The 24331-nt window shown below is 69.1% G+C and carries 22 protein-coding genes; 20 read left to right on the top strand and 2 right to left on the bottom strand.

Annotated features, from left to right (window positions below):
* Window positions 1-39: 39 nt before the first annotated feature.
* Genes K3U94_RS13150 through K3U94_RS13125 form a run of 6 tightly spaced genes read left to right on the top strand, consistent with a single transcriptional unit; the run spans window position 40 to window position 6705 of the window.
* A complete protein-coding gene (locus K3U94_RS13150; protein WP_230987611.1) occupies window positions 40-840 on the top strand; it encodes an ABC transporter permease in 801 nt (266 codons plus the stop codon).
* Entirely contained in the window at window positions 837-1571 is a 735-nt protein-coding gene (locus K3U94_RS13145) for an ABC transporter ATP-binding protein (protein WP_047318053.1), read from the top strand. Before K3U94_RS13150 ends, K3U94_RS13145 begins: the two co-directional genes overlap by 4 nt.
* Window positions 1568-4279 carry a fumarate reductase/succinate dehydrogenase flavoprotein subunit gene (locus K3U94_RS13140; RefSeq protein ID WP_220694006.1) on the top strand — a complete coding sequence of 904 codons (2712 nt, stop codon included), beginning with the start codon at window positions 1568-1570 and terminating at the stop codon, window positions 4277-4279. Before K3U94_RS13145 ends, K3U94_RS13140 begins: the two co-directional genes overlap by 4 nt.
* Before the next feature lie 6 nt (window positions 4280-4285).
* Window positions 4286-4864, top strand: coding sequence for a TetR/AcrR family transcriptional regulator (locus K3U94_RS13135; RefSeq protein WP_220694005.1), 579 nt, complete (start codon window positions 4286-4288; stop codon window positions 4862-4864).
* Between the two features lie 33 nt (window positions 4865-4897).
* Entirely contained in the window at window positions 4898-6058 is a 1161-nt protein-coding gene (locus K3U94_RS13130; protein ID WP_220694004.1) for an acyl-CoA dehydrogenase family protein, read from the top strand.
* Window positions 6059-6066: 8 nt separating this feature from the next.
* The gene (locus K3U94_RS13125; RefSeq protein WP_220694003.1) at window positions 6067-6705 is read left to right on the top strand and encodes an FMN-dependent NADH-azoreductase; all 639 of its coding nucleotides are present in this window, start codon (window positions 6067-6069) and stop codon (window positions 6703-6705) included.
* 110 nt (window positions 6706-6815) lie between these two features.
* Here the strand turns inward: K3U94_RS13125 and K3U94_RS13120 are convergent, their stop codons facing one another.
* The gene (locus K3U94_RS13120) at window positions 6816-8018 is read right to left on the bottom strand and encodes a serine hydrolase domain-containing protein (protein WP_220694002.1); all 1203 of its coding nucleotides are present in this window, start codon (window positions 8016-8018) and stop codon (window positions 6816-6818) included.
* A gap of 186 nt (window positions 8019-8204) precedes the next feature.
* On the opposite strand from K3U94_RS13120, the gene pyrR reads away from it, so the two are divergent.
* The 7 genes from pyrR (at window position 8205) to pyrF (ending at window position 16954) form a co-directional block, all read left to right on the top strand.
* Window positions 8205-8777, top strand: a complete 573-nt coding sequence (gene pyrR, locus K3U94_RS13115; RefSeq protein WP_047318048.1) for a bifunctional pyr operon transcriptional regulator/uracil phosphoribosyltransferase PyrR — start codon at window positions 8205-8207, stop codon at window positions 8775-8777.
* A complete protein-coding gene (locus K3U94_RS13110) occupies window positions 8774-9763 on the top strand; it encodes an aspartate carbamoyltransferase catalytic subunit (RefSeq protein ID WP_220694001.1) in 990 nt (329 codons plus the stop codon). Before pyrR ends, K3U94_RS13110 begins: the two co-directional genes overlap by 4 nt.
* The gene (locus tag K3U94_RS13105; RefSeq protein ID WP_220694000.1) at window positions 9760-11052 is read left to right on the top strand and encodes a dihydroorotase; all 1293 of its coding nucleotides are present in this window, start codon (window positions 9760-9762) and stop codon (window positions 11050-11052) included. The genes K3U94_RS13110 and K3U94_RS13105 overlap by 4 nt, the downstream gene beginning before the upstream one ends.
* Window positions 11049-11567 (top strand): PH-like domain-containing protein, encoded by a 519-nt coding sequence (locus tag K3U94_RS13100; protein ID WP_220693999.1) that lies wholly within the window; start codon window positions 11049-11051, stop codon window positions 11565-11567. The genes K3U94_RS13105 and K3U94_RS13100 overlap by 4 nt, the downstream gene beginning before the upstream one ends.
* Window positions 11564-12685 carry a glutamine-hydrolyzing carbamoyl-phosphate synthase small subunit gene (gene carA / locus K3U94_RS13095; protein ID WP_220693998.1) on the top strand — a complete coding sequence of 374 codons (1122 nt, stop codon included), beginning with the start codon at window positions 11564-11566 and terminating at the stop codon, window positions 12683-12685. Before K3U94_RS13100 ends, carA begins: the two co-directional genes overlap by 4 nt.
* Before the next feature lie 91 nt (window positions 12686-12776).
* On the top strand, window positions 12777-16121 hold the full coding sequence (gene carB, locus K3U94_RS13090; protein ID WP_220693997.1) for a carbamoyl-phosphate synthase large subunit: 3345 nt from the start codon (window positions 12777-12779) through the stop codon (window positions 16119-16121).
* Window positions 16122-16123: 2 nt separating this feature from the next.
* Entirely contained in the window at window positions 16124-16954 is an 831-nt protein-coding gene (gene pyrF / locus K3U94_RS13085) for an orotidine-5'-phosphate decarboxylase (RefSeq protein WP_220696790.1), read from the top strand.
* 85 nt (window positions 16955-17039) lie between these two features.
* Here pyrF and K3U94_RS13080 read toward each other — a convergent pair whose 3' ends face one another.
* Window positions 17040-17468, bottom strand: a complete 429-nt coding sequence (locus K3U94_RS13080; protein ID WP_220693996.1) for a hypothetical protein — start codon at window positions 17466-17468, stop codon at window positions 17040-17042.
* 786 nt (window positions 17469-18254) lie between these two features.
* Here K3U94_RS13080 and mihF point away from each other — a divergent pair.
* The 7 genes from mihF (at window position 18255) to metK (ending at window position 24317) form a co-directional block, all read left to right on the top strand.
* Window positions 18255-18572 (top strand): integration host factor, actinobacterial type, encoded by a 318-nt coding sequence (mihF, locus tag K3U94_RS13075; RefSeq protein WP_003932123.1) that lies wholly within the window; start codon window positions 18255-18257, stop codon window positions 18570-18572.
* A gap of 7 nt (window positions 18573-18579) precedes the next feature.
* The gene (gene gmk / locus K3U94_RS13070; RefSeq protein WP_047318042.1) at window positions 18580-19182 is read left to right on the top strand and encodes a guanylate kinase; all 603 of its coding nucleotides are present in this window, start codon (window positions 18580-18582) and stop codon (window positions 19180-19182) included.
* 67 nt (window positions 19183-19249) lie between these two features.
* Window positions 19250-19570: a DNA-directed RNA polymerase subunit omega gene (gene rpoZ, locus K3U94_RS13065; RefSeq protein WP_047318041.1), complete on the top strand. Its 321-nt coding sequence runs from the start codon at window positions 19250-19252 to the stop codon at window positions 19568-19570.
* 22 nt (window positions 19571-19592) lie between these two features.
* Window positions 19593-20846 carry a bifunctional phosphopantothenoylcysteine decarboxylase/phosphopantothenate--cysteine ligase CoaBC gene (gene coaBC / locus K3U94_RS13060; protein ID WP_047318040.1) on the top strand — a complete coding sequence of 418 codons (1254 nt, stop codon included), beginning with the start codon at window positions 19593-19595 and terminating at the stop codon, window positions 20844-20846.
* Between the two features lie 92 nt (window positions 20847-20938).
* Window positions 20939-22297: a hydroxysqualene dehydroxylase HpnE gene (gene hpnE / locus K3U94_RS13055; protein ID WP_220693995.1), complete on the top strand. Its 1359-nt coding sequence runs from the start codon at window positions 20939-20941 to the stop codon at window positions 22295-22297.
* Window positions 22294-22908: a TetR/AcrR family transcriptional regulator gene (locus tag K3U94_RS13050; RefSeq protein ID WP_230987106.1), complete on the top strand. Its 615-nt coding sequence runs from the start codon at window positions 22294-22296 to the stop codon at window positions 22906-22908. Before hpnE ends, K3U94_RS13050 begins: the two co-directional genes overlap by 4 nt.
* Before the next feature lie 197 nt (window positions 22909-23105).
* Complete coding sequence (gene metK / locus K3U94_RS13045) at window positions 23106-24317, top strand: methionine adenosyltransferase (RefSeq protein ID WP_047318037.1); 1212 nt, start codon at window positions 23106-23108, stop codon at window positions 24315-24317.
* The last annotated feature ends 14 nt before the right edge of the window (window positions 24318-24331 follow it).

The raw sequence follows: 24331 nt of genomic DNA, 5'->3' as shown, positions 1-24331 counted from the left end.
CTGACCGGTGCCCCGGCCGCGACTGCTCCGGTCGACGCAGTGCCGCCGCGCCGGGCACGGAAACCACGGTGGTCATGGTTGCTGCGGCTGGCGTCGGTGGCGGCCGCCCTGGGGCTGTGGCAGTTGCTGACCGTCGCCGACGTGCGGTGGTGGCTGCGGTTCGACACGCTGCCCACCGTCGATGAGGTCTTCACCACGCTGGTGCGCCGGCTGGCCACCGAGGCGTACTGGCTCGATCTGGCCCAGTCGCTGATCCGGATCCTCACCGGATTCGGCCTAGCGGCGACGGTCGGCGTCGCCACCGGCATCCTGCTGGGCAGATCGCGGGTGGCCGCAGATGTCGTTGGCCCGCTCACCGAACTGATCCGGCCCATCCCGGCCATCGCGCTGGTTCCGGTCGCGATCCTGCTGTTCCCGGCCAGTGAACAGGGCATCGTGTTCATCACGTTCCTGGCCGCCTTCTTCCCGATCTTGGTCAGCACCCGCCACGCGGTGCGTGCCCTGCCCACGCTGTGGGAGGACTCGGTCCGCACCCTGGGCGGCGGACGCTGGGATGTGTTGAGCCAGGTGGTGATTCCGGGCATCGCGCCGGGCGTGTTCGGCGGCCTGTCGGTCGGCATGGGGGTGTCGTGGATCTGCGTGATCTCCGCGGAGATGATCTCCGGGCGCCTCGGAATCGGATATCGCACCTGGCAGGCCTACACCGTGCTGGCCTACCCGGACGTGTTCGTCGGCATCATCACCATCGGCGTGCTGGGGTTCGCCACCTCGGCTGCGGTGGAGACGGTCGGGCGCCGGCTTACCCGCTGGCTGCCGCGCAGCGAGGAGAACCGGCGATGACGGTTGGCATGAGCCTGACCCTGGACCGGGTCCGGCTGTCCTACACCGACTCTCCGGTGATCGACGAGCTCAGCTTGGCCGTGCGCCCCGGCGAGATCCTGGTGTTGACCGGTCCCTCCGGCTGCGGCAAGTCGACGGTGCTGCGCGCACTGGCCGGATTGCTGCTCCCCGAGCAGGGGCGGGTGCTGGCAGACGACGCCGCGGTGAGGACCACCTCGCGAGACCGTGGCGTGGTGTTCCAGGACAACGCGCTGCTGCCGTGGCGTTCGGTGCGCTCCAACATCGAGCTCGCGCTGCGGCTGCGCGGCGTGCCGCGCACCGGGCGACGGACCGAGGCCGACCGGTGGATCGCCGAGTTGGGGCTGACCGGCTTCGGCGACTACCTGCCGAAAAGCCTCTCCGGCGGGATGCGGCAACGGGTTCAGTTGGCCCGCGGCCTGGCCGGCGCACCCCGGGCGGTGATGATGGACGAACCCTTCGGGGCGCTGGACAGCGCCACCCGAGCTGCCATGCAGGCGCTGCTGATCGACACCTGGCGATCCCACCCGACCACGATCGTGTTCGTCACCCACGATGTCGACGAGGCACTGGCGCTCGGCGACCGGGTGGCGGTGCTGGGGCGCGCCGGACAGCCGTTGCGGGCGCTCATCGAGGTCCCCGAACCACGCAGCGGCCGAGCCGAACCCGGACTGCGTGCCGCCGTTCTCGCCGCATTGGAGCACTCATCATGACGCAGACGTCCTTGCAGATGCCGGATGTCGCGACACCGCTGCGGCTGGACTGCGATGTGCTGGTGATCGGCGGGGGCACCGCCGGCACCATGGCTGCGCTCACCGCCGCCGAACACGGCGCGCAGGTGCTGCTGCTGGAGAAGGCTCACGTACGGCACTCCGGGGCGCTGGCGATGGGCATGGACGGCGTCAACAACGCGGTGATCCCCGGCAAGGCCGAACCCGAGGACTACGTCGCCGAGATCACCCGTGCCAACGACGGAATCGTCAACCAGCGCACCATTTATCAGACCGCCACCCGGGGCTTCGCCATGGTGCAGCGGCTGGAACGCTACGGGGTGAAGTTCGAAAAGGACGAGCACGGCGAGTACGCGGTGCGCCGCGTGCACCGCTCCGGGTCCTACGTGCTGCCGATGCCCGAGGGCAAGGACGTCAAGAAGGCGCTTTACCGGGTGCTGCGGCAACGCGCGATGCGCGAGAAGATCCGCATCGAAAACCGGCTGATGCCGGTGCGGGTGCTCACCCGGGACGGCCGGGCGGTGGGGGCCGCGGCATTGCACACCCGCACCGGCGAATTCGTGGCCGTCGGCGCCAAGGCGGTGATCCTGGCCACTGGGCCGTGCGGGCGACTCGGGCTGCCCGCCTCGGGGTACCTCTACGGCACGTATGAGAACCCGACCAATGCCGGCGACGGCTACTCGATGGCCTATCACGCCGGCGCCGAGCTGTCCGGCATCGAATGCTTCCAGGTCAACCCGCTGATCAAGGACTACAACGGCCCGGCCTGCGCCTACGTGGCCAATCCGTTCGGCGGCTATCAGGTGAACGCGCTGGGGGAGCGATTCGTCGACTCCGACTACTGGTCCGGGCAGATGATGGCCGAGGTCAAGTCCGAGGTCGACTCCGCGCGCGGGCCGATTTACCTCAAGGTGTCGCACTTGCCGGACGAGACGCTGTCGGCACTGGAGAACATCCTGCACACCACCGAGCGGCCCACCCGCGGCACCTTCCACGCCAACCGTGGCCATGATTACCGCACCCACGACATCGAGATGCACATCTCCGAGATCGGTTTGTGCTCGGGGCATTCCGCATCGGGAGTGTGGGTCGACGAGCATGCCCGCACCACGGTGCCCGGGCTGTACGCGGCCGGAGATCTGGCCTGCGTGCCGCACAACTACATGATCGGGGCCTTCGTGTTCGGCGATCTGGCCGGTGCGCACGCGGCCTCTACGCTGGCCGAAATCACGGCACCGCAGGAGCTTCCGGCTGATCAGCTCGCCGAGGCACACGAGCTGATCTATCGCCCGTTGCGTCACCCCGACGGCCCACCGCAGCCGCAGGTGGAATACAAGCTGCGCCGGTTCGTCAACGACTATGTGGCGCCGCCCAAGACGGCTGCCAAGCTGTCGCTGGCGGTGCAGACCTTCGAGCGGATGCGCGGGGAGATCGCCGAGATGGGTGCGCGCAGTCCGCACGAGCTGATGCGCGCGGTCGAGGTGTCCTTCATCCGGGACTGCGCGGAGTTGGCGGCCCGCTCGTCGCTGACCCGCACCGAGTCACGCTGGGGCCTCTACCACGACCGCGCCGACCTGCCCGGCCGTGACGACGCGCAGTGGGGTTATCACCTCAACGTGCGCAAACGTGCCGACGGCGCAATGGAATTCCTCAAGCGGCCGGTCGCCCCCTACTTCGTGGCCGTCCCCGAACTGGACGGACTGCCGCCGGCCGACCAGTCAGTGCATGCGGTGTCGCAGCCGCCGCTGCTGGGTGGCCAGGCCCCCACGACCGCGGGGTCGCGGGTTGCGGCACCGGCCGCGGCGCACCCGCCGTCGCCCCGGATCGCGGCGGTCGTCGCGCTGGAGGAGCCGACACTGGCCGATCTGGCGGGCTTCCTCGCCGATTCCGATCCGCCGGTGCGGCGGACCGCGGTCGCCGCGTTGAGTGAGCACACTCCCGACGGCTACGCCGCTGCGCTGTTCGGCGCGCTCGCCGACGCTGACGCCGCGGTACGCCGGACCGCCGCCGACGGGGTGCGTGAACTGGTCGAGGTGATACCCGACCCGTCGGCGGCCGGTCCGCGGCTGAACTCGCCGGACCCGGTGGTGCGGGCCTGCGTGGTGTACCTGCTGTCCAGCCGCCGTAGCGGAGACCCGGCGGACTACCGGGCCGCACTGGCCGACCCCGACCACCGGGTGCGCATCGAGGCGGTGCGTGCGTTGGTCTCGGTCGACGATGCCGCGACGGTGGCGGTCGCCGCCGGCGACGGCAACCGCGAAGTGCGCATCGCAGCGGCCAACGCGTTGGCGACGTTGCGTGCCGGGGCCGATACCGTGCGGGTCCTGATCGGCGACTCCGACCCGCTGGTGCGTGCGGCGGCACTGGCCGCGCTCGGTGAGATCGGCTGTGGGCCGCAGGACCTGGCCGTCGTCACACCGGCGCTGCGCGAGTCGGCGTGGCAGGTGCGGGTCGGGGCGGCCCGCGCCCTGGCCGGCGCGCACGCCGAGGCGGCGGTGCCGCTGCTGACGGTCGCGCTCGAGGACCCGCATCTCGACGTGCGCAAAGCCGCGGTGCTGGGGCTGACCCGCTGGGCCGAATCCGACGTCGCTGCCCGCGATGCGCTGCGGATCGCGGTCAAGGACAACGACGCCGACGTGCGCGCCTACGCGCGGCGGGCCTTGCAGGAAGCGGCCAGGTCAGTACGCTGACTGGCCATGGCCACGTCCGACGCTGTTGGCGGGCCGGGTGGCAATCCCCGGCTGTCCGTGCAGGACTGGGTGCAGGCCGGCTTCCGGATTCTGGCCGAGGACGGGGTCAAGGCGCTGACCATCGACCGGCTCTGCAAGCGGCTCGGGGTCACCAAAGGCAGCTTCTACTGGCACTTCGCCGATATGAAGACCTACCGGCAAGCCCTGACCGACACCTGGGCGGCTGCGCGTGACTCCGACCGCGACGACTTCGATGCGCTGGCCGCGCTACCACCCCGGGAGCGGTTGTCCCGCATGATGACCTCGCTGGTCGGGCCCGCCCATTGGATGCTCGAACGGGCGATGCGGGAGTGGGCGCGCTCGGAGGACAACGTTGCCGCGGCGGTGCGCAGCTCGGATCTGCGGGTGCTCAAGGCGGTCCGGCAGGTCTTTCTCGACGACGGTTTCGACGCGGACGAGGCAGAAATGCGGGCCAACGCCACGTTCGCCACCGGGATCGGGATCCTGCACCTGTCCGGTTCGCGGCCGAGCCCGCGTGCGGTGGGCTGGCGGGAGCAGTTCCTGGACGTGATGCTTCGGCACTGACTTCCATACCAAAAGGTATGGTACGGTCCGGACATGACGACCGCTGCGGACTCGCGTGTGACGGAGGAATTCATCGCCGGCCTGGCCGAACGTGCCGCGGAAGCCGAAGAACTGCGCCGGCTTCCGGCCGACACCATCAGCGACTATCGCAAGTCCGGGCTGGCCGGCCTGCTGCTGCCCGCGCGCTACGGCGGCCAACAGGCCGACTTCCCGCAGATCTTCGACCCGGTTCGCCGGATGGCGCACGGCTGCGCATCGAGCGCCTGGACGCTGGCGTTCTACACGCTGCACAACTGGATGCTGGCGCTCTTCGGCGAGCAGGCCCAGGACGAGGTGTTCGCCGACGGGCCGGTGCTGTGCCCGGCGCCGCTGGCCCCCACCGGCCGCGGTGTGCCCGACGGCGACGGGATCCGGCTTTCCGGGCGGTGGTCCTGGGCCACCGGGGTGATGGATGCCGACTGGATCATGGTCGGAGCGATCTGCGGGCCCGACGACGCTCCCTACCCGGCGCTGGCTCTACTGCCGGCAAGCGACATCGTCGTCGAGGATGTCTGGCACACCGCCGGGATGCGGGCGACCGGATCCAACGACGTGGTGATCAGCGATGCCTGGGTGCCGCAGCACCGCCTGGTCACGGTGGTCGACATCTACTCGGGAACGGCGCCGGGCGCCGCGCTGCACGACTCCTCGGCCTATCGGTGGCCGATGGTTCCGGCGCTGGCGCTGGTCGCCGCGATGCCCGCCCTCGGCGCGGCCGAACGGGTGGCCGATCTGTTCGCGAAGCGCCTGGGGGAGCGGGTTATGGCGTATTCCGGTGCCGCGCAGAAGAATCAGCCTGCCGCGCAGATCCGGCTCGGTGATGCGCGGGTCAGGCTGCGTGCCCTGCACGGGTTGTTCGACAACACCGTCAGCGGGATCCAGGATGCGGTGGACGCACGTGAACGGATCAGCCGCTCCATGCGTGCCGACGCCCGGGCGGCGGCCGCTCACATCGTGCACGAATCCCGCGCCGTGATCGCCGATCTGCTCGAAGCCTCCGGCGCCAGCGTGCACTTCCTGACCAACCCGATGCAGCGCGCCAAGCGTGACGTCGACATCATCTGCGGGCATGTCGTTTACGACTACGACACCGCACGCGAACTGTCCGGGGCACTGGAAGTCGGCGTCAAGATCTCGCCGATCTCGATGATCTAATGGCCGCCATGAAAACCCTGTGGGTCCAGGCGAGCCCGAAGGGAGAACATTCGCTGTCGTCGGCGCTGGCCGAGGCGTTCCTGCAGGCCGCGCCCGTGGCCGCGGTCGGCGACGTCGAACGGTTCTCGGTGTGGACCGATGAGATGGTGATCTTCGGGCGGGATGCCGCCTTCGCCAAGTTCGCGCCGCTCTACGGCGAACGCCGGACACCGGAGCAGAAGCAGATCTGGTCGAAAGTGCTGGCCGAGATTGAGCGGGTGCGCTCATTCGACCGGCTGGTGGTGTCGTCGCCGATGTGGAATTGGCATGTGCCGCATGCGTTGAAGGCCTGGATCGACGTCATCGTGCAACCGATGGCCAGCTTCACGGTCAACGAACGCGGGGAACACGTGGGCACGTTGGGCGACGGCAAACCGGTGCAGCTCATCTTGACCCGTTCCAGCGCCTACGACGGCACCCGTCACGACCTGCAGGACTTCCAGCGGCCCTACCTGGAGTACGTATTCACCATGTTGGGCTACACGGTGCAGACCCTGGTGTTCGAGCCGACCACGCGCTGGACCGCCGAGGAGCGCGAACAGATGCGCGAGGCCGCCCTTGAGAGGGCGCGCCTGGCCGGGAAGAGCCTCGCGGGGGAGAGCCGCTAGCGCAGAAACGTGCCGAGTGTGCGGTTTGGTCGGCGAAATCGCGTTCTGGCCTACCAAACCGCACACTCGATGCACGCCTGAGGCTCAACGGGTTTGCCGTCGGCCCAGACTCACAAGCCCAGGGCCGCGTAGGTCCGGCGGACGAACTTCGGCTGCGCGACCCGCAGTTTGGCGATCGAGGTATTGCCGGCAACCGCGACGGCCATGTCGGTGGACAGCGTCGGGGAGTTCTGCACCAGATAGATCAGGATCAGGTCTGCGGCCGGATCGGCCTGCCACCAGGTCCCGTAGGCTCCCGGCCAGCCGAACGCGCCCGCACCGCCCGGCCCGAACAGCGGCTGGGACTTCGCCGGGTCCGTCACCACCGACAGGTTGAGCCCGAACCCGCGTCCCATCCAGAACGGGGCTCCCAGGAACGGGTGCCGCTTCTGGTCGTCGGTGAGCTGATCGGTGCGCATTGCTCGGGCCGACTCGGCTGAGAGCACCCGGGTGCCGTCGAACATGCCGTCGGCCAGCAACATCCGGGCGAACGCCAGGTAGTCGTCGGCGGTGGACATCAAGCCGCCCCCGGCGTTGGGAAACGCGGGCATCGCGATCGGCACGGGCCCCATCGCATCGTCGCGCAGGGTGTCTCCGTCGACGCGATACATGGTGGCGCTGCGCCCGCGTGCCTGCGGAGTGACACAGAAACCGGTGTCGGTCATCCCCAGGGGGCCAAGGATCCGTTCCTCGAGCACCTGTGGCAGCGGCTTGCCCTCGATCCGCGACAGCAGCACGCCCAGCACGTCGGTGCCGTGGCCGTAGGTGACTCGCTCACCGGGCTGGTCCACCAGGGGAAGCGCCGCCAGCGCGGTCAGCCAGGCGTCGGGCCCACGGCCGAAGGGCAGCCGCTGGTACTCCCGCGCGATCGGACCGGGTACGGAAAAGCCGTAGCCGATGCCACAGCGGTGCGTCATCAGATCGTCGACCGTGAGCGCCCGCCGCGCCGCGGTGGTGGCCTCCAGTGATCCGGCTGCGTCGAGGAGCACCCGCGGTGCGGCGAACTCCGGCAGCCAGTGCGCGATCGGGTCGGTGAGCCGCAGCCGGCCTTCGTCGACCAGGGTCATCGCGGCGGCGATGGTGACCGGCTTGGTCATGGAGGCGATCCGGAACACCGTGTCGCGGGTCATCGGCAGGCCGGCGCCGACATCGCGATGGCCGATCTCGTTGACCTGCAGCACCGAGCCGCGCTGCCAGACAAGTGTCACCACGCCGGCGAGCAGGCCGGTGTCGCAGGCTTCGCGCAGCGGCGCCTGGTTGGGGTCGAGGTTCACCCGCTCAGGCTAACGGCGGGCCTCATGTGCCGAGAGTGCGTGTCCGGGGTCGACACGCCGCGGTCGACCGCGATTCTGCGCACACTCGCGCCGGACCAGCGGCTGGCGGATGCTAGGCTACGCGGCAGTTCGACATCCTTTAACGATCCGTCCTGCGAGGCGGAGAAGGAGGTCCTGCGGTTTCGCATGGGCGCTGCCGGTAATTCCAGCACCGACCGGGAATTGATGTCCTCGGCGGATGTGGGTCGCACTGTTTCTCGTATCGCACATCAGATCATCGAGAAGACCGCTTTAGACGACCCCGACAGAACCAACGCCCCGCGAGTCGTGCTGCTGGGCATCCCCACCCGCGGCGTCACCCTGGCCCAGCGGCTGGCCGGCAAGATCAGCGAATTCTGCGGCGTGGACGTCGCGCACGGCGCACTGGACATCACCCTCTACCGCGACGACCTGATGCGTCAGCCCCCGCGGCCCCTGGAGCCCACCTCTATCCCAGCCGGCGGCATCGACGACGCGTGCGTGATCCTGGTCGACGACGTGCTCTTCGCGGGCCGGTCGGTGCGCGCGGCGCTGGACGCGCTGCGCGACGTGGGGCGGCCCCGGATCGTGCAGCTGGCCGTCCTGGTGGACCGCGGCCACCGCGAGCTGCCGATACGCGCCGACTACGTCGGCAAGAACGTGCCGACATCTCGCGGCGAAAGCGTGCATGTCCTGCTGGCTGAACATGACGGTCGCGACCAGGTGGTGATTACCCGATGAGCACCAGGCATCTGCTGGCGGCCGGCGACTTGAGCCGTGATGAGGCCACCGCGATCCTCGACGACGCCGACCGCTTCGCTCAGGCGCTGGTGGGGCGCGAGGTCAAAAAGCTGCCCACTCTGCGCGGGCGCACCGTGATCACGATGTTCTACGAGAACTCCACCCGGACCCGGGTGTCGTTCGAGGTGGCCGGCAAGTGGATGAGCGCCGACGTGATCAATGTGTCCGCGTCGGGATCTTCGGTCAGCAAGGGCGAGTCGCTGCGCGACACCGCGCTGACGTTGCGGGCCGCCGGTGCCGACGCGCTGATCATCCGCCACCCGTCGTCGGGCGCGGCGCACCTGCTCTCGGAGTGGACCGGTGCCGCCGATGCGACCGGCCCGTCGGTGATCAACGCCGGTGACGGTACCCACGAGCACCCCACCCAGGCGTTGCTGGACGCGCTGACGCTGCGGCAGCGCCTGGGCGGCATCGAGGGCCGCCGCGTCGTCATCGTCGGCGACATCGTGCACAGCCGGGTGGCCCGCTCCAACGTGAGCCTGCTGGCGACGCTGGGCGCCGAGGTGGTGCTGGTGGCGCCGCCGACCCTGCTGCCGGTCGGGGTCGCCGAGTGGCCGGTGACGGTCTCGCATGACTTCGACGCCGAGCTGCCGGCCGCCGATGCGGTCCTGATGTTGCGGGTGCAGGCCGAACGGATGACCGGCGGGTTCTTCCCGTCGACGCGGGAGTACTCGGTGCGCTACGGGCTGAGCGAGAAGCGCCGGGCGATGCTGGCCGACCACGCGGTGGTGCTGCATCCGGGCCCGATGTTGCGCGGCATGGAGATCTCCTCGTCGGTGGCGGACTCGTCTCAATCCGCGGTGCTGCAACAGGTTTCCAACGGGGTACATGTGCGCATGGCGGTGCTGTTCCATCTGCTGGTGGGTAGCGAGTCCGCGGGGCCGGCGACGGATTCGGGGTCGGCGGGAGAGGAAGCAGCGCTGTGAGCGTGCTGATTCGCGGAGTGCGGTGTTACGGCGAAGGCGACCAGGTCGATGTCCTGGTACAGGGCGGCCAGATCGCCCAGATCGGTGCGGGCCTGTCCGTCCCGGACGACTGCGAGATCGTCGACGCGCCCGGGCAGGTGTTGTTGCCGGGCTTTGTCGACCTGCACACCCATCTGCGTGAACCGGGACGCGAATACGCCGAGGACATCGAAACCGGCTCGGCGGCAGCGGCTCTGGGCGGCTACACCGCGGTGTTCGCGATGGCCAACACCGATCCCGTCGCCGACTCCCCGGTGGTCACCGACCATGTCTGGCAGCGCGGACAGCAGATCGGCCTGGTCGACGTGCACCCGGTCGGCGCGGTCACCGTCGGATTGGGCGGCACCCAGCTGACCGAGATGGGCATGATGGCCGCCGGTACCGCGGGCGTTCGGATGTTCTCCGACGACGGTGTCTGTGTGGACCACCCCCTGGTGATGCGTCGCGCGCTGGAGTACGCCACCGGCCTGGGGGTGTTGATCGCCCAGCACGCCGAGGAGCCGCGGCTGACCGTCGGGTCGGTCGCCCACGAGGGGCCCAACGCCGCCCGGCTGGGCCTGGCCGGCTGGCCGCGCGCCGCCGAAGAGTCGATCGTGGCCCGGGACGTCCTGCTGGCCCGCGACGCGGGCGCCCGCCTGCACATCTGCCATGCGTCCACGGCCGGAACGGTCGAACTCCTCAAATGGGCTAAAGAGCAAGGGATCTCGGTCACCGCCGAGGTCACCCCGCACCACCTGATGCTCGACGACAGCCGGCTCGCCGGCTACGACGGCCGCAACCGGGTCAACCCGCCGCTGCGGGAGGCGTCCGACGCGCAGGCGCTGCGCCAGGCATTGGCCGACGGTGTCATCGACTGCGTGGCCACCGACCACGCCCCGCACGCCGAACACGAGAAGACCTGCGAGTTCGCCGCCGCCCGGCCCGGGATGCTCGGCCTGCAGACCGCACTGTCGGTGGTGGTGGCCACGATGGTGCAGACCGGCCTGCTGACCTGGCGCGACGTGGCCCGCGTGATGAGCGAGCGGCCGGCGCAGATCGTCGGTCTGCCCGATCAGGGCCGCCCGCTGGAGGTGGGCGAGCCGGCCAACCTGACCGTGGTCGATCCCGACACGACCTGGGTGGTCACCGGCGGGCAGCTGGCCAGCCGCTCGGACAACACCCCCTATGAGGAGATGACGCTGCCGGCGACCGTCACCGCGACCCTGCTGCGTGGTCGGATCACCGCCCGGGACGGGAAGAGTCCGGCATGAACACCCCCACGTTGATCGGCTCGCTGGTCTTCGCTTTTCTGCTGGCGGTGCTGATCGGCGTGGTGATCCGGCTGATGATGCGCGGCTGGCGCCGCCGCGGCCAGCTGCAGGACGCGCTGATCGGCACGCTGCCGACAGTGCCCGACACGGTGGGTTCGCCCACCGTGGAGGCCACCCGCGGGCAGTACCTGGGTTGCACGCTGGCCCCGAAGTGGAACGACCGGGTGGTGGTCGGCGACCTGGGCTATCGGACCAAAGCGGTGCTGACCCGCTACCCCGAGGGAATCATGGTGCAGCGCAGCGGCGCCCGGCCGATCTGGATTCCTCAGGAGGCGGTGATCGCGGTTCGCGCCGAACGCGGCATCGCCGGGCGTGCCATCCCGACCCGAAATCAGAACGGAGTGCTGGCCATCCGATGGCGACTGCCGTCGGGCACCGAGATAGACACCGGCTTCCGCGCGGACGACCGCGCCGAGCACAGCCGCTGGTTAGAAGAAGAGGAAGACGACAGATGAACGCGCGTGCGGTGCTGGTTCTCGAGGACGGCCGGACGTTCACCGGAACACCGTTCGGGGCCCTCGGACAGACCCTGGGTGAGGCGGTGTTCTCCACCGGGATGTCCGGCTACCAGGAGACCCTGACCGACCCCAGTTACCACCGGCAGATCGTGGTGGCCACCGCCCCGCAGATCGGCAACACCGGCTGGAATCGCGAGGACGGCGAGAGCCGCGACGAAAAGATCTGGGTGGCTGGCTATGTGGTGCGCGACCCGTCGCCGCGGGCGTCGAACTGGCGGGCCACCGGCACGCTCGACGACGAGCTGGTCCGTCAGGGGATCGTCGGTATCGCCGGTGTTGACACCCGCACCGTGGTGCGCCACCTGCGCAATCACGGCTCGATGAAGGCCGGGGTGTTCTCCGGTGACGCGCTGGCATCACCGGAGGAGTTGGTGACCCGGGTCCGCGAGCAGCCGTCGATGCTCGGCGCCGACCTGGCCGGGCAGGTCAGCACTGACGCGGAATACGTGGTGGAACCCGAGGGGGCCCACCGGTTCACCATCGCCGCGCTGGACCTGGGTATCAAGACCAACACGCCACGCAACTTCGCCCGCCGCGGAATCCGCAGCCACGTGCTGCCGTCATCGGTGGATTTCGCGCAGATCGCCGAGTTGAAGCCCGACGGGGTGTTCCTGTCCAACGGACCCGGGGACCCGGCCACCGCAGCGGCGATGGTGGCGTTGACTCGCGAGGTGCTCGGCGCCGGAATCCCGCTGTTCGGAATCTGTTTCGGCAACCAGATCCTGGGGCGTGCGCTGGGGCTGAACACCTACAAGATGACGTTCGGCCACCGCGGCATCAACATCCCGGTGATCGACCACGCCACCGGCCGGGTGGCGGTGACCGCGCAGAATCACGGATTCGCACTCGAAGGCGAAGCGGGCCAGCGCTTTGACACCGACTTCGGTCCGGCGGTGGTCAGCCACACCTGCGCCAACGACGGCGTGGTCGAGGGCGTCAAGCTCGCCAACGGCCGGGCGTTCTCGGTGCAGTACCACCCCGAGGCCGCGGCCGGACCGCACGACGCGGAATACCTGTTCGACCAGTTCGTCGACCTGATGGAGACCGGGCAGTGAACAACATTGCCGCGAGTGTGCGTGTTTGCACACGACACGCCGCGGGCGAGCGCACATCTGCGCACGCTCGCGCAACACGAGGAGAGAGCTAGTGCCGCGCCGTACCGACCTGCGCCATGTTCTGGTGATCGGCTCCGGGCCGATCGTGATCGGCCAGGCCTGTGAGTTCGACTACTCCGGAACCCAGGCCTGCCGGGTGCTCAAGGCCGAGGGCCTGCAGGTCAGCCTGGTCAACTCCAACCCGGCCACCATCATGACCGACCCCGAGTACGCCGACAACACCTACGTCGAGCCGATCACCTGGGAGTTCGTCGAAAAGGTCCTGGCCCAGCAGGCCGAGCGGGGCAACAAGGTCGACGCCCTGCTGGCCACCCTGGGCGGGCAGACCGCGCTCAACACCGCGGTGGCCCTGCATGAGCACGGGGTGCTGGAGCGCTACGGCGTCGAGCTGATCGGCGCCGACTTCGAGGCCATCCAGCGCGGCGAGGACCGCCAGCAGTTCAAGGACATCGTCGCCAAAGTCGGCGGCGAGTCGGCCCGTTCCCGGGTCTGCTACACCATGGCCGAGGTCACCGAGACCGTCGCCGAACTCGGGTTACCGGTCGTCGTTCGGCCCTCCTTCACCATGGGCGGCCTGGGCTCCGGTCTGGCGGCCAGCCTCGACGAGGTCGAGCGGATGGCCGGCGACGGACTGGCCGCCTCGCCGACGGCCAATGTCCTGATCGAGGAATCCATCTACGGGTGGAAGGAATTCGAACTCGAGCTGATGCGCGACGGCAACGACAACGTCGTGGTGGTCTGCTCGATCGAGAACGTCGACCCGATGGGCGTGCACACCGGTGACTCGGTGACCGTCGCACCGGCCATGACGCTGACCGACCGGGAATACCAGCGGATGCGTGATCTGGGGATCGCGATCCTGCGCGAGGTCGGGGTGGACACCGGCGGCTGCAACATCCAGTTCGCGGTCAATCCGCATGACGGCCGGCTCATCGTGATCGAGATGAACCCGCGGGTGTCGCGATCGAGTGCGCTGGCCTCGAAGGCCACCGGCTTCCCGATCGCCAAGATCGCCGCCAAGCTCGCGATCGGCTACACCCTCGACGAGATCATCAACGACATCACCAAAGAGACCCCGGCCTGTTTCGAGCCGGCGCTGGACTACGTCGTGGTCAAAGCACCGCGCTTCGCGTTCGAGAAGTTCCCCGGCGCCGACCCGCGGCTGACCACCACCATGAAATCGGTGGGCGAAGCGATGTCGTTGGGCCGCAACTTCATCGAGTCGCTCGGCAAGGTGATGCGCTCGCTGGAGACCGATCGCGCCGGGTTCTGGACCAAACCCGACCCCGAGGAAGACTCGCCCGCCGCCGCCCTGGAGCGGCTGCGCACGCCCACCGAGGGCCGGCTCTACGACATCGAGCTGGCACTGCGGCTGGGCGCCACCGTGGAACAGGTTGCCGAGGCCTCCGGGGTGGACCCGTGGTTCGTCGAGCAGATCAACGGCCTGGTGGCGCTGCGCACCGAGGTCGTCGACACCCCGGTGCTCGACGCGGACCTGCTTCGGCGCTGCAAGTACAGCGGCCTGTCGGATCATCAGATAGCTGTACTGCGCCCGGAACTGGCCGGCGAGGACGGGGTGCGGCTGTTGCGGAACCGGCTGGGCATCCACCCGGTGTTCAAGACCGTCGACACCTGTGCCGCGGAGTTCGAGTCCAAGACGCCGTACCACTACAGCACTTTCGAGCTCGACCCCGCCGCCGAGACCGAGGTGGCCGCGCAGGACACCAAACCCAAGGTGCTCATCCTGGGTTCGGGGCCCAACCGGATCGGTCAGGGCATCGAGTTCGACTACAGCTGCGTGCATGCCGCGATCACCTTGAGCCAGGCCGGGTTCGAGACGGTGATGGTCAACTGCAACCCGGAGACGGTGTCCACCGACTACGACACCGCCGACCGGCTCTACTTCGAACCGTTGACGTTCGAGGACGTGCTCGAGGTGTACTACGCCGAACAGCAGTCCGGGCAGGGCGGCCCCGGGGTGGTCGGGGTGATCGTGCAGCTGGGCGGGCAGACCCCGCTGCGGCTGGCCCAGCGGCTGGCCGACGCCGGGGTGCCGATCGTCGGAACCAGCCCGGAAGCCATCGATCTGGCCGAGGACCGCGGTGCGTTCGGTGACGTGCTGACCACCGCCGGGCTGCCGGCGCCGCGCTACGGCACCGCGACGACGTTCGAGCAGGCCAAGCGGATCGCCGCCGACATCGGTTACCCGGTCCTGGTGCGCCCGTCGTACGTGCTGGGCGGGCGGGGCATGGAGATCGTCTACGACGAAGAGACCCTGCAGGGCTACATCACCCGGGCCACCCAGCTGTCACCGGAGCACCCGGTGCTGGTCGACCGGTTCCTGGAAGACGCCATCGAGATCGACGTCGACGCGCTGTGCGACGGCACCGAGGTCTACATCGGCGGCATCATGGAGCACATCGAGGAAGCCGGCATCCACTCCGGTGACTCGGCGTGCGCGCTGCCGCCGGTGACGCTGGGGCGCAGCGACATCGAAAAGGTGCGTCGTGCCACCGAGGCGATCGCCCACGGTGTCGGGGTGGTGGGGCTGCTCAACGTTCAGTTCGCCCTCAAGGACGACGTGCTCTACGTCCTGGAGGCCAATCCGCGGGCCAGCCGCACCGTCCCGTTCGTGTCCAAGGCCACCGCGGTACCGCTGGCCAAGGCCTGCGCGCGCGTCATGCTGGGCGCCACCATCGCCGAACTGCGGTCTGAGGGCCTGTTGGCGGCCACCGGGGACGGCGCCACCGTCGGCCAGAACGCCCCCATCGCGGTCAAGGAGGCCGTGTTGCCGTTCCACCGGTTCCGTCGCGCGGACGGCTCCGGCATCGACTCGTTGCTCGGCCCGGAGATGAAGTCCACCGGTGAGGTGATGGGCATCGACCGCGACTTCGGCACCGCGTTCGCCAAGAGCCAGACCGCGGCCTATGGATCGCTGCCCGCCCAGGGCACGGTCTTCGTGTCGGTGGCCAACCACGACAAGCGTTCCCTGGTGTTTCCGGTCAAACGGCTCGCCGACTTGGGCTTCCGGGTTCTGGCCACCGAGGGCACCGCGGAGATGCTGCGCCGCAACGGGATTCCGTGCGATGTGGTGCGCAAGAACTTCGAGGAGCCCAGTCCCGACCGGCCGGTCCTGTCCGCGGTGGACGCGATCCGGGCCGGTGAGGTGGATCTGGTGATCAACACCCCGTACGGAAACTCCGGTCCTCGGGTGGACGGCTATGAGATCCGCTCTGCCGCGGTCGGTGTGAACATCCCGTGCATCACCACGGTTCAAGGTGCGGCCGCGGCGGTGCAGGGCATCGAGGCCGGCATCCGGGGCGATATCGGGGTGCGTTCCCTGCAGGAGCTGCACAGCACCCTCGGCGGGCAGTAGTGATACCGGGGTTCGGTGCACGGCTGGCCGAGGCGACGGCGGCCCGCGGGCCGCTGTGCCTGGGCATCGACCCGCACCCCGAATTGCTGGCCTCGTGGGGCCTGCCCGCCACGCCGGACGGGCTGGCGGCGTTCAGCGAGACCTGCGTGACGGCGTTCGCCGGGTTCGCGGTTGTCAAGCCGCAGGTGGCGTTCTTCGAGGCGTACGGGTCGGCCGGGTTCGTCGTGCTGGAGCGCACCATCGCGGCGCTGCGCGAGGCCGGTGTGCTGGTGCTGGCCGACGCCAAGCGCGGTGACATCGGCTCGACCATGGCCGCCTACGCAACCGCCTGGGCGGGCGAGTCGCCGCTGGCCGCCGATGCGGTGACGGCCTCGCCCTACCTGGGTTTCGGGTCACTGCAGCCGCTGCTGGAGACCGCGGCGGCCCATGGGCGGGGTGTCTTCGTGCTGGCGGCCACCTCCAACCCGGAGGGGGCGAGCGTGCAGCGAGCCCAGGGCGAGGACGGCCGCACGGTGGCTCAGGCGGTCGTCGACGCGGCCGCGGCAGCGAATCGGGCCGAGAGCGTGGCGGGACTGGGCTCAGTCGGGGTCGTGGTGGGCGCCACGCTGCGCGAGGTGCCCGATCTGAGCGCACTGGGCGGTCCGGTGCTGGTGCCGGGCGTTGGGGCCCAGGGCGGACGCCCAGAGGCCCTTGCCGGGCTGGGAGGGGCCGCCAAGGGCACTTTGCTGCCGGCAGTCTCGCGGGAGGTGCTGCGTGTCGGCCCGCAGACTGGCGCGCTGCGTGCCGCGGCCGAACGGTTGCGGGACGCCGTGGCCTACTTGGCTGCGGGATAGCTCCGGAGACCCAGCGAGGCTCGACGCACCAGGGCCTGCGGGGGCGCCCGTTCGGGGGGCGCCGCCGCAGGCCCTGGATTGTCAGCTACCGGCCGCCGAAGTTGACTCCGCCACCGGCGTTCGTGCTGTAACCGCCGCCGAAGGGCCCCATGTTGACGTTGGCGTTGTTGTTCTGTCCGCCGCCGGCGCCGATTCCGTTGGGGCCGAAGTTGAAGCCGCCGTTTCTGCCGACATTCATGCCGCCGCCGAAGGGCCCCATGTTGACGTTGGCGTTGTTGTTCTGTCCGCCGCCGGCGCCGATTCCGTTGGGGCCGAAGTTGAAGCCGCCGTTTCTGCCGACATTCATGCCGCCGCCGAACGGCCCCATATTCACATTCACGCCGCCGTTGTTGCCGGCGCCACCGGTGATTCCGTCATTGGGTTCGGCGCTGGCTGCGCCAATCCCAAAAGCGCCGAGGGTCAACACCGCGGCCGTTGCAAGAGCCCACCGGCCAGCACGGCCAACTGTCGTCATTGTCATTGTCATGAATTCCCACTTTCTCTACCGAAACGGTATTCAGCGGAAATGTTCATAGTCATACCCCCCATAAACACCCCCGGGTGGACCACCCACCTGGCCGGAACATTAGGTAGCCAACCCACGACTTCGGCCGTTTAAGTGTAAAAACTCCCTGAATTGTTGCTGTTAGTCCATCGGGTTCCCGGTTTTTCGGGTTCTTGCTGCGCCACTTACGCCTTCGCATAGCAATAACGGGCTGCGGGCTTACGGGGTATTCAGCTGCCAGCGAATGGCGGGGTCCGCGAGAGGCTGGCATGCGAATTCGGTCGCCAAACCCCCTCCCGGACGTGGTCCCCGGGTGGCCGATGGATCAAGCCGGCGCCGGCGTTCGTCGCGATGGATCCCCCGGTAGGTGGCCGAAGCCGCCCTCGACACGCCCGACACGCCGCGAGGTGCGAAGTCAATGGCATGAATGTCCGGTCCCATCCCGAAGTCCACCGCCGTGCCCACGGCGCGGCGTCCCATCCGGCCGGCGAGAAGAAGCAAAAGGCTAGTTCAGAGTGGTTTTTCGGGTCGCGCCGCCGGGGATCGCGCTTCACCCCGGGAGGGCAGACCGATCGTGGCTGACTCGGGTAGATGGCGCGCGCCCGGACCCCATACGCTGGGCATTTGTAGCCGGAAACGGGGGGGTGGGGTTAGATTTCGTCAGACGGCGTGGGTACGGTCGTCGTCTCTGGCCGAAGTACCTGGCCGGGACAAGGAAAACATCGACGTTGTCGATGATGACGAGACGGAGGAATCGTGGCCCTTCCCCAGTTGACCGACGAGCAGCGCGCCGCCGCGTTGGAGAAGGCGGCGGCCGCGCGTCGGGCCCGAGCGGAGCTCAAGGACCGGCTCAAGCGTGGCGGCACCAATCTCAAGCAGGTGCTCAAGGACGCCGAGACCGACGAGGTCCTTGGCAAGATGAAGGTGTCTGCGCTGCTGGAGGCGTTGCCGAAGGTCGGCAAGGTCAAGGCGCAGGAGATCATGACCGAGCTGGAGATCGCCCCCACGCGCCGGCTGCGTGGCCTGGGCGACCGGCAGCGCAAGGCGCTGCTGGAGAAGTTCGACTTCTCCTGACCCGGCAGTGAATACCGGTGGAGGGCCGGGCAGCGGGCACGCGGGACGCGTCGTGGTGCTGTCCGGCCCATCCGCGGTCGGTAAGTCGAGCGTGGTCCGGTGCCTGCGAGAGCGGGTTCCGGACCTGTATTTCAGTGTGTCGGCCACCACCCGGGCACCCAGGCCGGGGGAGGTGGACGGCGTCGACTACCGATTTGTTACGCCGGCGGAGTTTGACCGGCTGGTTGAGCAAAATGAGCTCCTGGAGTGGGCCGACATTCACGGCGGGCTGCAGCGGTCAGGTACTCCGGCGGCCCCCGTCCTAGCCGCCACCCGCTCCGGCCGGCCCGTTCTGATCGAGGTCGACCTGGCCGGGGCCCGGGCCATCAAGAAGGCCCTGCCGGAGGCGGTCACGGTGTTTCTGGCCCCGCCGGATTGGGAGACGCTGCAGGCCAGACTGGCCGGCCGCGGCACCGAATCCGCGGACGTCATGCAACGCCGGTTGGCCACCGCACGCACCGAGTTGGCGGCACAAGGAGACTTCGACGCGGTCGTGGTCAACGGTCGATTGGAAACCGCCTGCTCAGAATTGGTATCCTTGCTGGTGGATACCGCATCGGGCGCGGTCTGATTTGCCCGGACGACAACCAGCAGGCGCGACCCGCCCCCAGCCAAAGAGCTTCAGGAGATTGTCTTAAGTGAGTACCTCGCAGACCGACTCGGCCGTGGTGACCGACGCCGACGAGTTCGACCCGGCGTTGATCGGCGGTTACGACACGCCCCTCGGTATCACCAACCCGCCCATCGACGAGCTGTTGCAGCGGGCGTCGAGCAAGTACGCGCTGGTGATCTACGCGGCCAAGCGGGCGCGGCAGATCAACGACTACTACAACCAGCTCGGCGAGGGCATCCTCGAATACGTCGGACCGCTGGTCGAGCCCGGCCTGCAGGAGAAGCCGCTGTCGATCGCGCTGCGTGAGATCCACGCCGACCTGCTCGAATACACCGAAGGCGAGTAGCCGGAGCCGGGCAGGACGGGTCATGCCGGTGGGCCAGAAACGGGTCGTCGTCGGTGTCTCCGGAGGCATCGCCGCATACAAGGCGTGCACCGTGGTCCGCCAGCTGGCCGAGGCCGGCCATTCGGTTCGCGTCGTCCCGACGGAGGGCGCCCTGCGGTTCGTCGGGGCAGCCACCTTCGAGGCGCTGTCCGGCCAGCCGGTGCACACCGGGGTCTTCGACGACGTCCCCGGCGTACCCCATGTGGCCATCGGTCAGCAGGCTGACTTGGTGGTAGTAGCCCCGGCCACCGCCGACCTCTTGGCCCGTGCGGTTGCCGGCCGCGCCGACGACCTGCTGACCGCCACCCTGCTCACCGCCCGATGCCCGGTGCTGTTCGCCCCGGCCATGCACACCGAGATGTGGCAGCATCCGGCCACCGTCGCCAATGTGACGACGCTGCGGGAACGCGGCGCGGTCGTCCTGGAGCCCGCATCGGGCCGACTGACCGGCACCGACACCGGCCCCGGCCGGCTGCCCGAGGCCGAGGAGATCAACACCTTCGCGTCGCTGCTGCTGGAGCGGGCCGATGCGTTGCCCTACGACCTGGCCGGGCAGAAGGTGCTGGTGACCGCGGGGGGCACTCGCGAGCCGATCGACCCCGTCCGCTTCATCGGCAACCGCAGTTCGGGCAAGCAGGGCTACGCGGTGGCCCGGGTGGCCGCCCAGCGCGGCGCCGAGGTCACCCTGATCGCCGCGCACACCGCGGGCCTGATCGATCCGGCCGGGGTCCACGTGGTGCACGTCAGCTCCGCCCAGCAGCTCCATGACGCGGTGTCCAAGCACGCCCCCGAGGCGCACGTGCTGGTGATGGCTGCTGCCGTCGCCGACTTCCGCCCGGTGCGGGTGGCGCAGGCCAAGATCAAGAAGGGCCCCGACAGTGCGGGGGAGCCGACCATAGAACTGGTCCGCAACGATGACGTGCTGGCCGGCGCGGTACGTGCCCGCGCCGACGGGCAGCTGCCCAATATGCGGGCCATTGTCGGCTTCGCGGCGGAGACCGGCGACGAGAACGGCGACGTGCTGTTCCACGCCCGGGCAAAGCTGCGCCGCAAGGGATGTGACCTGTTGGTGGTCAACGCGGTCGGGGACGGCCGGGCATTCGAGGTCGACCACAACGACGGGTGGCTGCTGGCTGCGGACGGAACGGAGTCCGCCCTGGAGTCGGGCTCCAAGACGTTGATGGCCAGCCGCATTGTGGACGCGGTCGTGGCGTTCCTCGGCGGCAGCCGCGACTGACGCGCCCCACCACCGCAGGGCTGTCGGACCGTTGACCCCGCGTCCCTCCTGAGCTAACTTTCGAGCCGTAAGTTAGTCGAGAGGGGCCGGGCATGGACGATCGACGCTACGTGGTGATCGGCGGTGGCCTGGCTGGACTGGCCGCGGCGGTCTGGTTGGCCGAGGCGGGTAAGAAGGTCACGCTGCTGGAGCGGCGCGGCCGGCTCGGCGGGCGCACCCAGGCGATGCAGGTGCCGGGCATCGCGGACCTCGCGGACAACGGCCAGCACGTGATCGCCAGCGGATACGACCACCTGTTTCGCTACCTGACCAGCGTCGGGACCCGGTCGATGGTCGAGTTTCCGACCGGCGGAACGCTGCGCTGGCCCGGCGGGGCCACCACCACCCTGGTGACTCGCGGACTGGGCGCGGTGCGAACGCTGTTCGGGCCGCACCCCGACGCGAGCCTGCTCGACCGGCTGCGGACCGCTGCTGCGACGGTGCGCCTGGCGGGCGAGGCGCTGTTTCAACCCGCCGACTTGCCCGATCTCAGCACCGACCAGTGGCTCCGACGCGTCGGGATGCCCGCCCGGGCCCGCGAGGCGGTGTGGGACTGGCTCGCGCTCGGAATCGCCGCCGAGCCGGTGGACCGCGGTTCGGCCAAAGTCTTCGCCGATGTTCTGGCGACCGGCATCCGACTCGGGCTGCGCCACCGCAGTGCGGTGACGATCGGTTATCCCACCACCGATCTCGACACGCTCTATATCTCCGGCGCGCTCGCCGTTTTCGACCGGCTCGGCGTCGACGTGCGCTACCGCGCAGTGGCCCGGCGAATCGTTGTGGAGGACAACGCCGTTCGCGCCGTGCAGTTGGCGGACGGCACCGAAGTGGCGGCGGATGCGGTGGTGTGCGCGGTGCCGAACTCGAATATCGCCGGCTTGCTCGACGATCTGCCCGAGCATGCCGAAATTTACGCGGCTGCAGAAAAATTGCATTACACACCGATCGTGAGCACCAACCTCTACCTGGACCGGCCGCTGGGCACCGAAGCGGCGATGGAGTCGGTGATCGGCGGCACCGGCGTCATCGACGAGGTGTTCGACCGGCAGCGGATGCAGCGCCGCGATCCAAACGGCGCCTGGCTGTATTGCCTGACCACCAGCGGCGCCTACGAGCAGATTCACCGGTCCAACGAGCAGATCGTGGCCGAGCAGATGGAGATGCTACGCCGCTACTATCCGGCCGCGGCCGAGGCGAATGTCGTTGCTGCACAGGTGGTCAAAATGCCCAAAGCCACCTTCTCGCAGGTGGTGGGCACCGATGGGCTGCGCCCGGATCAGCGCACCTCGGTGCCCAGCCTGGTGCTCGCCGGCGACTGGACCCGTACCGATTGGTCGGCGACCATGGAGAGCGCCGCGCAGAGTGCGGCCCGCGCCGTGGAGTTGCTGCTCGAGCTGCCGGAATCCCCATGAGCGCGCGCCCGGAACCGAAGCGGCGGATGTCGGCACAAGCCCGGCGGATGCAACTGCTGGACCACGCCCGCGACATCGTCGCCGCCGAAGGTTTCGCCGCAGTGACCATCGAACGGGTGGCCCGCGCCGCGCAGGTGACCCGGACCGTCGTGTATCAGAACTTCGGCGATCTGGCCGGACTGATGACGGCGCTGCTCGACCGCGAATCGGCGATCGCGTTCGCCGGAATGCGCAGCGTGGACGGTCCGCTCGGAGACGACCCGGATGCGCTCGGCCGCGGCATCCTGGCCTATCTCCATGCGGCGCCCACCAGTTGGCGCATCATCCTCAGCCCGCCGGCCGGCGCCCCGCCGCAGTTGGGGGCCCGCACGGAAGCGGGTCGTCGCTATGCACGGACCATTGCCGCCGGGCGGCTGTCCCGGTTAGCGGGCCACCCGATCGACGCCGACGGTGTGACGATGCGGCTGTTGTTGTCCGCATTGGAAGAGCTGGCGCTGCTCCATCTCACCGACCCGCGGGCACACCCGGACGAATTGGTACTGAGTTATCTGCGGTCACTGGTCGGCTGGGCGGTCCGGGTCGAGACGGCGACGCCGGCGCCAGGACGGTAGAGTAGGCGCTCGCAGGGCCGAGTCGTTCGGGATTCTCGTCGTGGGGGATGTTGTCGAGAATTGGACGCGGGGGCAGCGCAACCAGCAACCGCCCCGTGGCACGGGGGGTGGGCAGCGGGCTGCCAGGCTCTCCCGAGGACCGCACGGCTATATTAGCCCGAGCTAACTTTTGGATCGATTACCCGGAAGGCGACATTGTGAGCGAAAAGGGACGGCTGTTCACCAGTGAGTCGGTGACGGAGGGCCACCCCGACAAGATCTGTGACGCCATCAGCGACTCGGTGCTCGACGCACTGCTCGCCGATGACCCTCGTTCACGTGTTGCGGTGGAAACCCTGGTCACCACCGGCCAGGTGCACGTGGTCGGTGAGGTGACGACCAGCGCCCGCGAGGCGTTCGCCAACATCACCAACACCGTGCGCGAGCGCATCCTGGAGATCGGCTACGACTCGTCGGACAAGGGCTTCGACGGTGTGACCTGCGGGGTCAACATCGGGATCGGCGCACAGTCGCCCGATATCGCCCAGGGCGTCGACACCGCCCACGAAGCCCGCGTCGAGGGCGCGGCCGACCCGCTGGACTCCCAGGGCGCCGGCGACCAGGGCCTGATGTTCGGCTACGCGATCGCCGACACCCCGGAGCTGATGCCGCTGCCGATCGCACTGGCGCACCGGCTGTCGCGCCGCCTGACCGAGGTCCGCAAGAACGGCACGCTGCCCTACCTGCGTCCGGACGGCAAGACCCAGGTCACCATCGAGTACGAGGACGACGTCCCGACCCGGCTGGACACCGTGGTGATCTCCACCCAGCACGCCGACGGGATTGACCTGGTCAAGACCCTGGACCCCGATCTCCGGGAGCATGTGATCTCCACCGTGCTCGCCGAGCTCGGCCACGAGACCCTGGACTCCTCGTCGACCCGTGTGCTGATCAACCCGACCGGCAAGTTCGTCGTCGGCGGGCCGATGGGTGACGCCGGCCTGACCGGCCGCAAGATCATCGTCGACACCTACGGCGGCTGGGCCCGCCACGGCGGCGGCGCCTTCTCCGGCAAGGACCCGTCAAAGGTCGACCGCTCGGCCGCGTACGCGATGCGCTGGGTGGCCAAGAACATCGTCGCCGCCGGCCTGGCGCAGCGCGTCGAGGTTCAGGTGGCCTACGCCATCGGCAAGGCCGCGCCGGTCGGTCTGTTCATCGAGACCTTCGGCACCGCCACCGTCGACCCGGTCAAGATCGAGAAGATCGTGCCCGAGGTCTTCGACCTGCGTCCGGGCGCGATCGTGCGTGACCTGGACCTGCTGCGCCCGATCTACGCACCGACCGCAGCGTACGGTCACTTCGGCCGCACCGACATCGACCTGCCGTGGGAGCAGCTGGACAAGGTCGACGACCTCAAGCGCGCCATCTAATTTTGCCGAGCAGA

The organism is Mycolicibacter heraklionensis, from assembly GCF_019645815.1.
Classification (GTDB): Bacteria; Actinomycetota; Actinomycetes; order Mycobacteriales; family Mycobacteriaceae; genus Mycobacterium; species Mycobacterium heraklionense.
This window is presented reverse-complemented; position numbering and strand designations above follow the sequence as displayed.

Bases quoted from the DNA above. Each gene is read 5' to 3' on its own strand.
- hpnE (WP_220693995.1), top strand. From the start codon at position 20,939: ATGGACGATCGACGCTACGTGGTGATCGGCGGTGGCCTGGCTGGACTG.
- K3U94_RS13140 (WP_220694006.1), top strand. From the start codon at position 1,568: ATGACGCAGACGTCCTTGCAGATGCCGGATGTCGCGACACCGCTGCGG.
- K3U94_RS13130 (WP_220694004.1), top strand. From the start codon at position 4,898: ATGACGACCGCTGCGGACTCGCGTGTGACGGAGGAATTCATCGCCGGC.
- K3U94_RS13110 (WP_220694001.1), top strand. From the start codon at position 8,774: ATGAGCACCAGGCATCTGCTGGCGGCCGGCGACTTGAGCCGTGATGAG.
- coaBC (WP_047318040.1), top strand. From the start codon at position 19,593: ATGCCGGTGGGCCAGAAACGGGTCGTCGTCGGTGTCTCCGGAGGCATC.
- K3U94_RS13125 (WP_220694003.1), top strand. From the start codon at position 6,067: ATGAAAACCCTGTGGGTCCAGGCGAGCCCGAAGGGAGAACATTCGCTG.
- carA (WP_220693998.1), top strand. From the start codon at position 11,564: ATGAACGCGCGTGCGGTGCTGGTTCTCGAGGACGGCCGGACGTTCACC.
- K3U94_RS13100 (WP_220693999.1), top strand. From the start codon at position 11,049: ATGAACACCCCCACGTTGATCGGCTCGCTGGTCTTCGCTTTTCTGCTG.
- K3U94_RS13135 (WP_220694005.1), top strand. From the start codon at position 4,286: ATGGCCACGTCCGACGCTGTTGGCGGGCCGGGTGGCAATCCCCGGCTG.
- K3U94_RS13145 (WP_047318053.1), top strand. From the start codon at position 837: ATGACGGTTGGCATGAGCCTGACCCTGGACCGGGTCCGGCTGTCCTAC.
- pyrR (WP_047318048.1), top strand. From the start codon at position 8,205: ATGGGCGCTGCCGGTAATTCCAGCACCGACCGGGAATTGATGTCCTCG.
- K3U94_RS13050 (WP_230987106.1), top strand. From the start codon at position 22,294: ATGAGCGCGCGCCCGGAACCGAAGCGGCGGATGTCGGCACAAGCCCGG.
- K3U94_RS13080 (WP_220693996.1), bottom strand. From the start codon at position 17,468: ATGACGACAGTTGGCCGTGCTGGCCGGTGGGCTCTTGCAACGGCCGCG.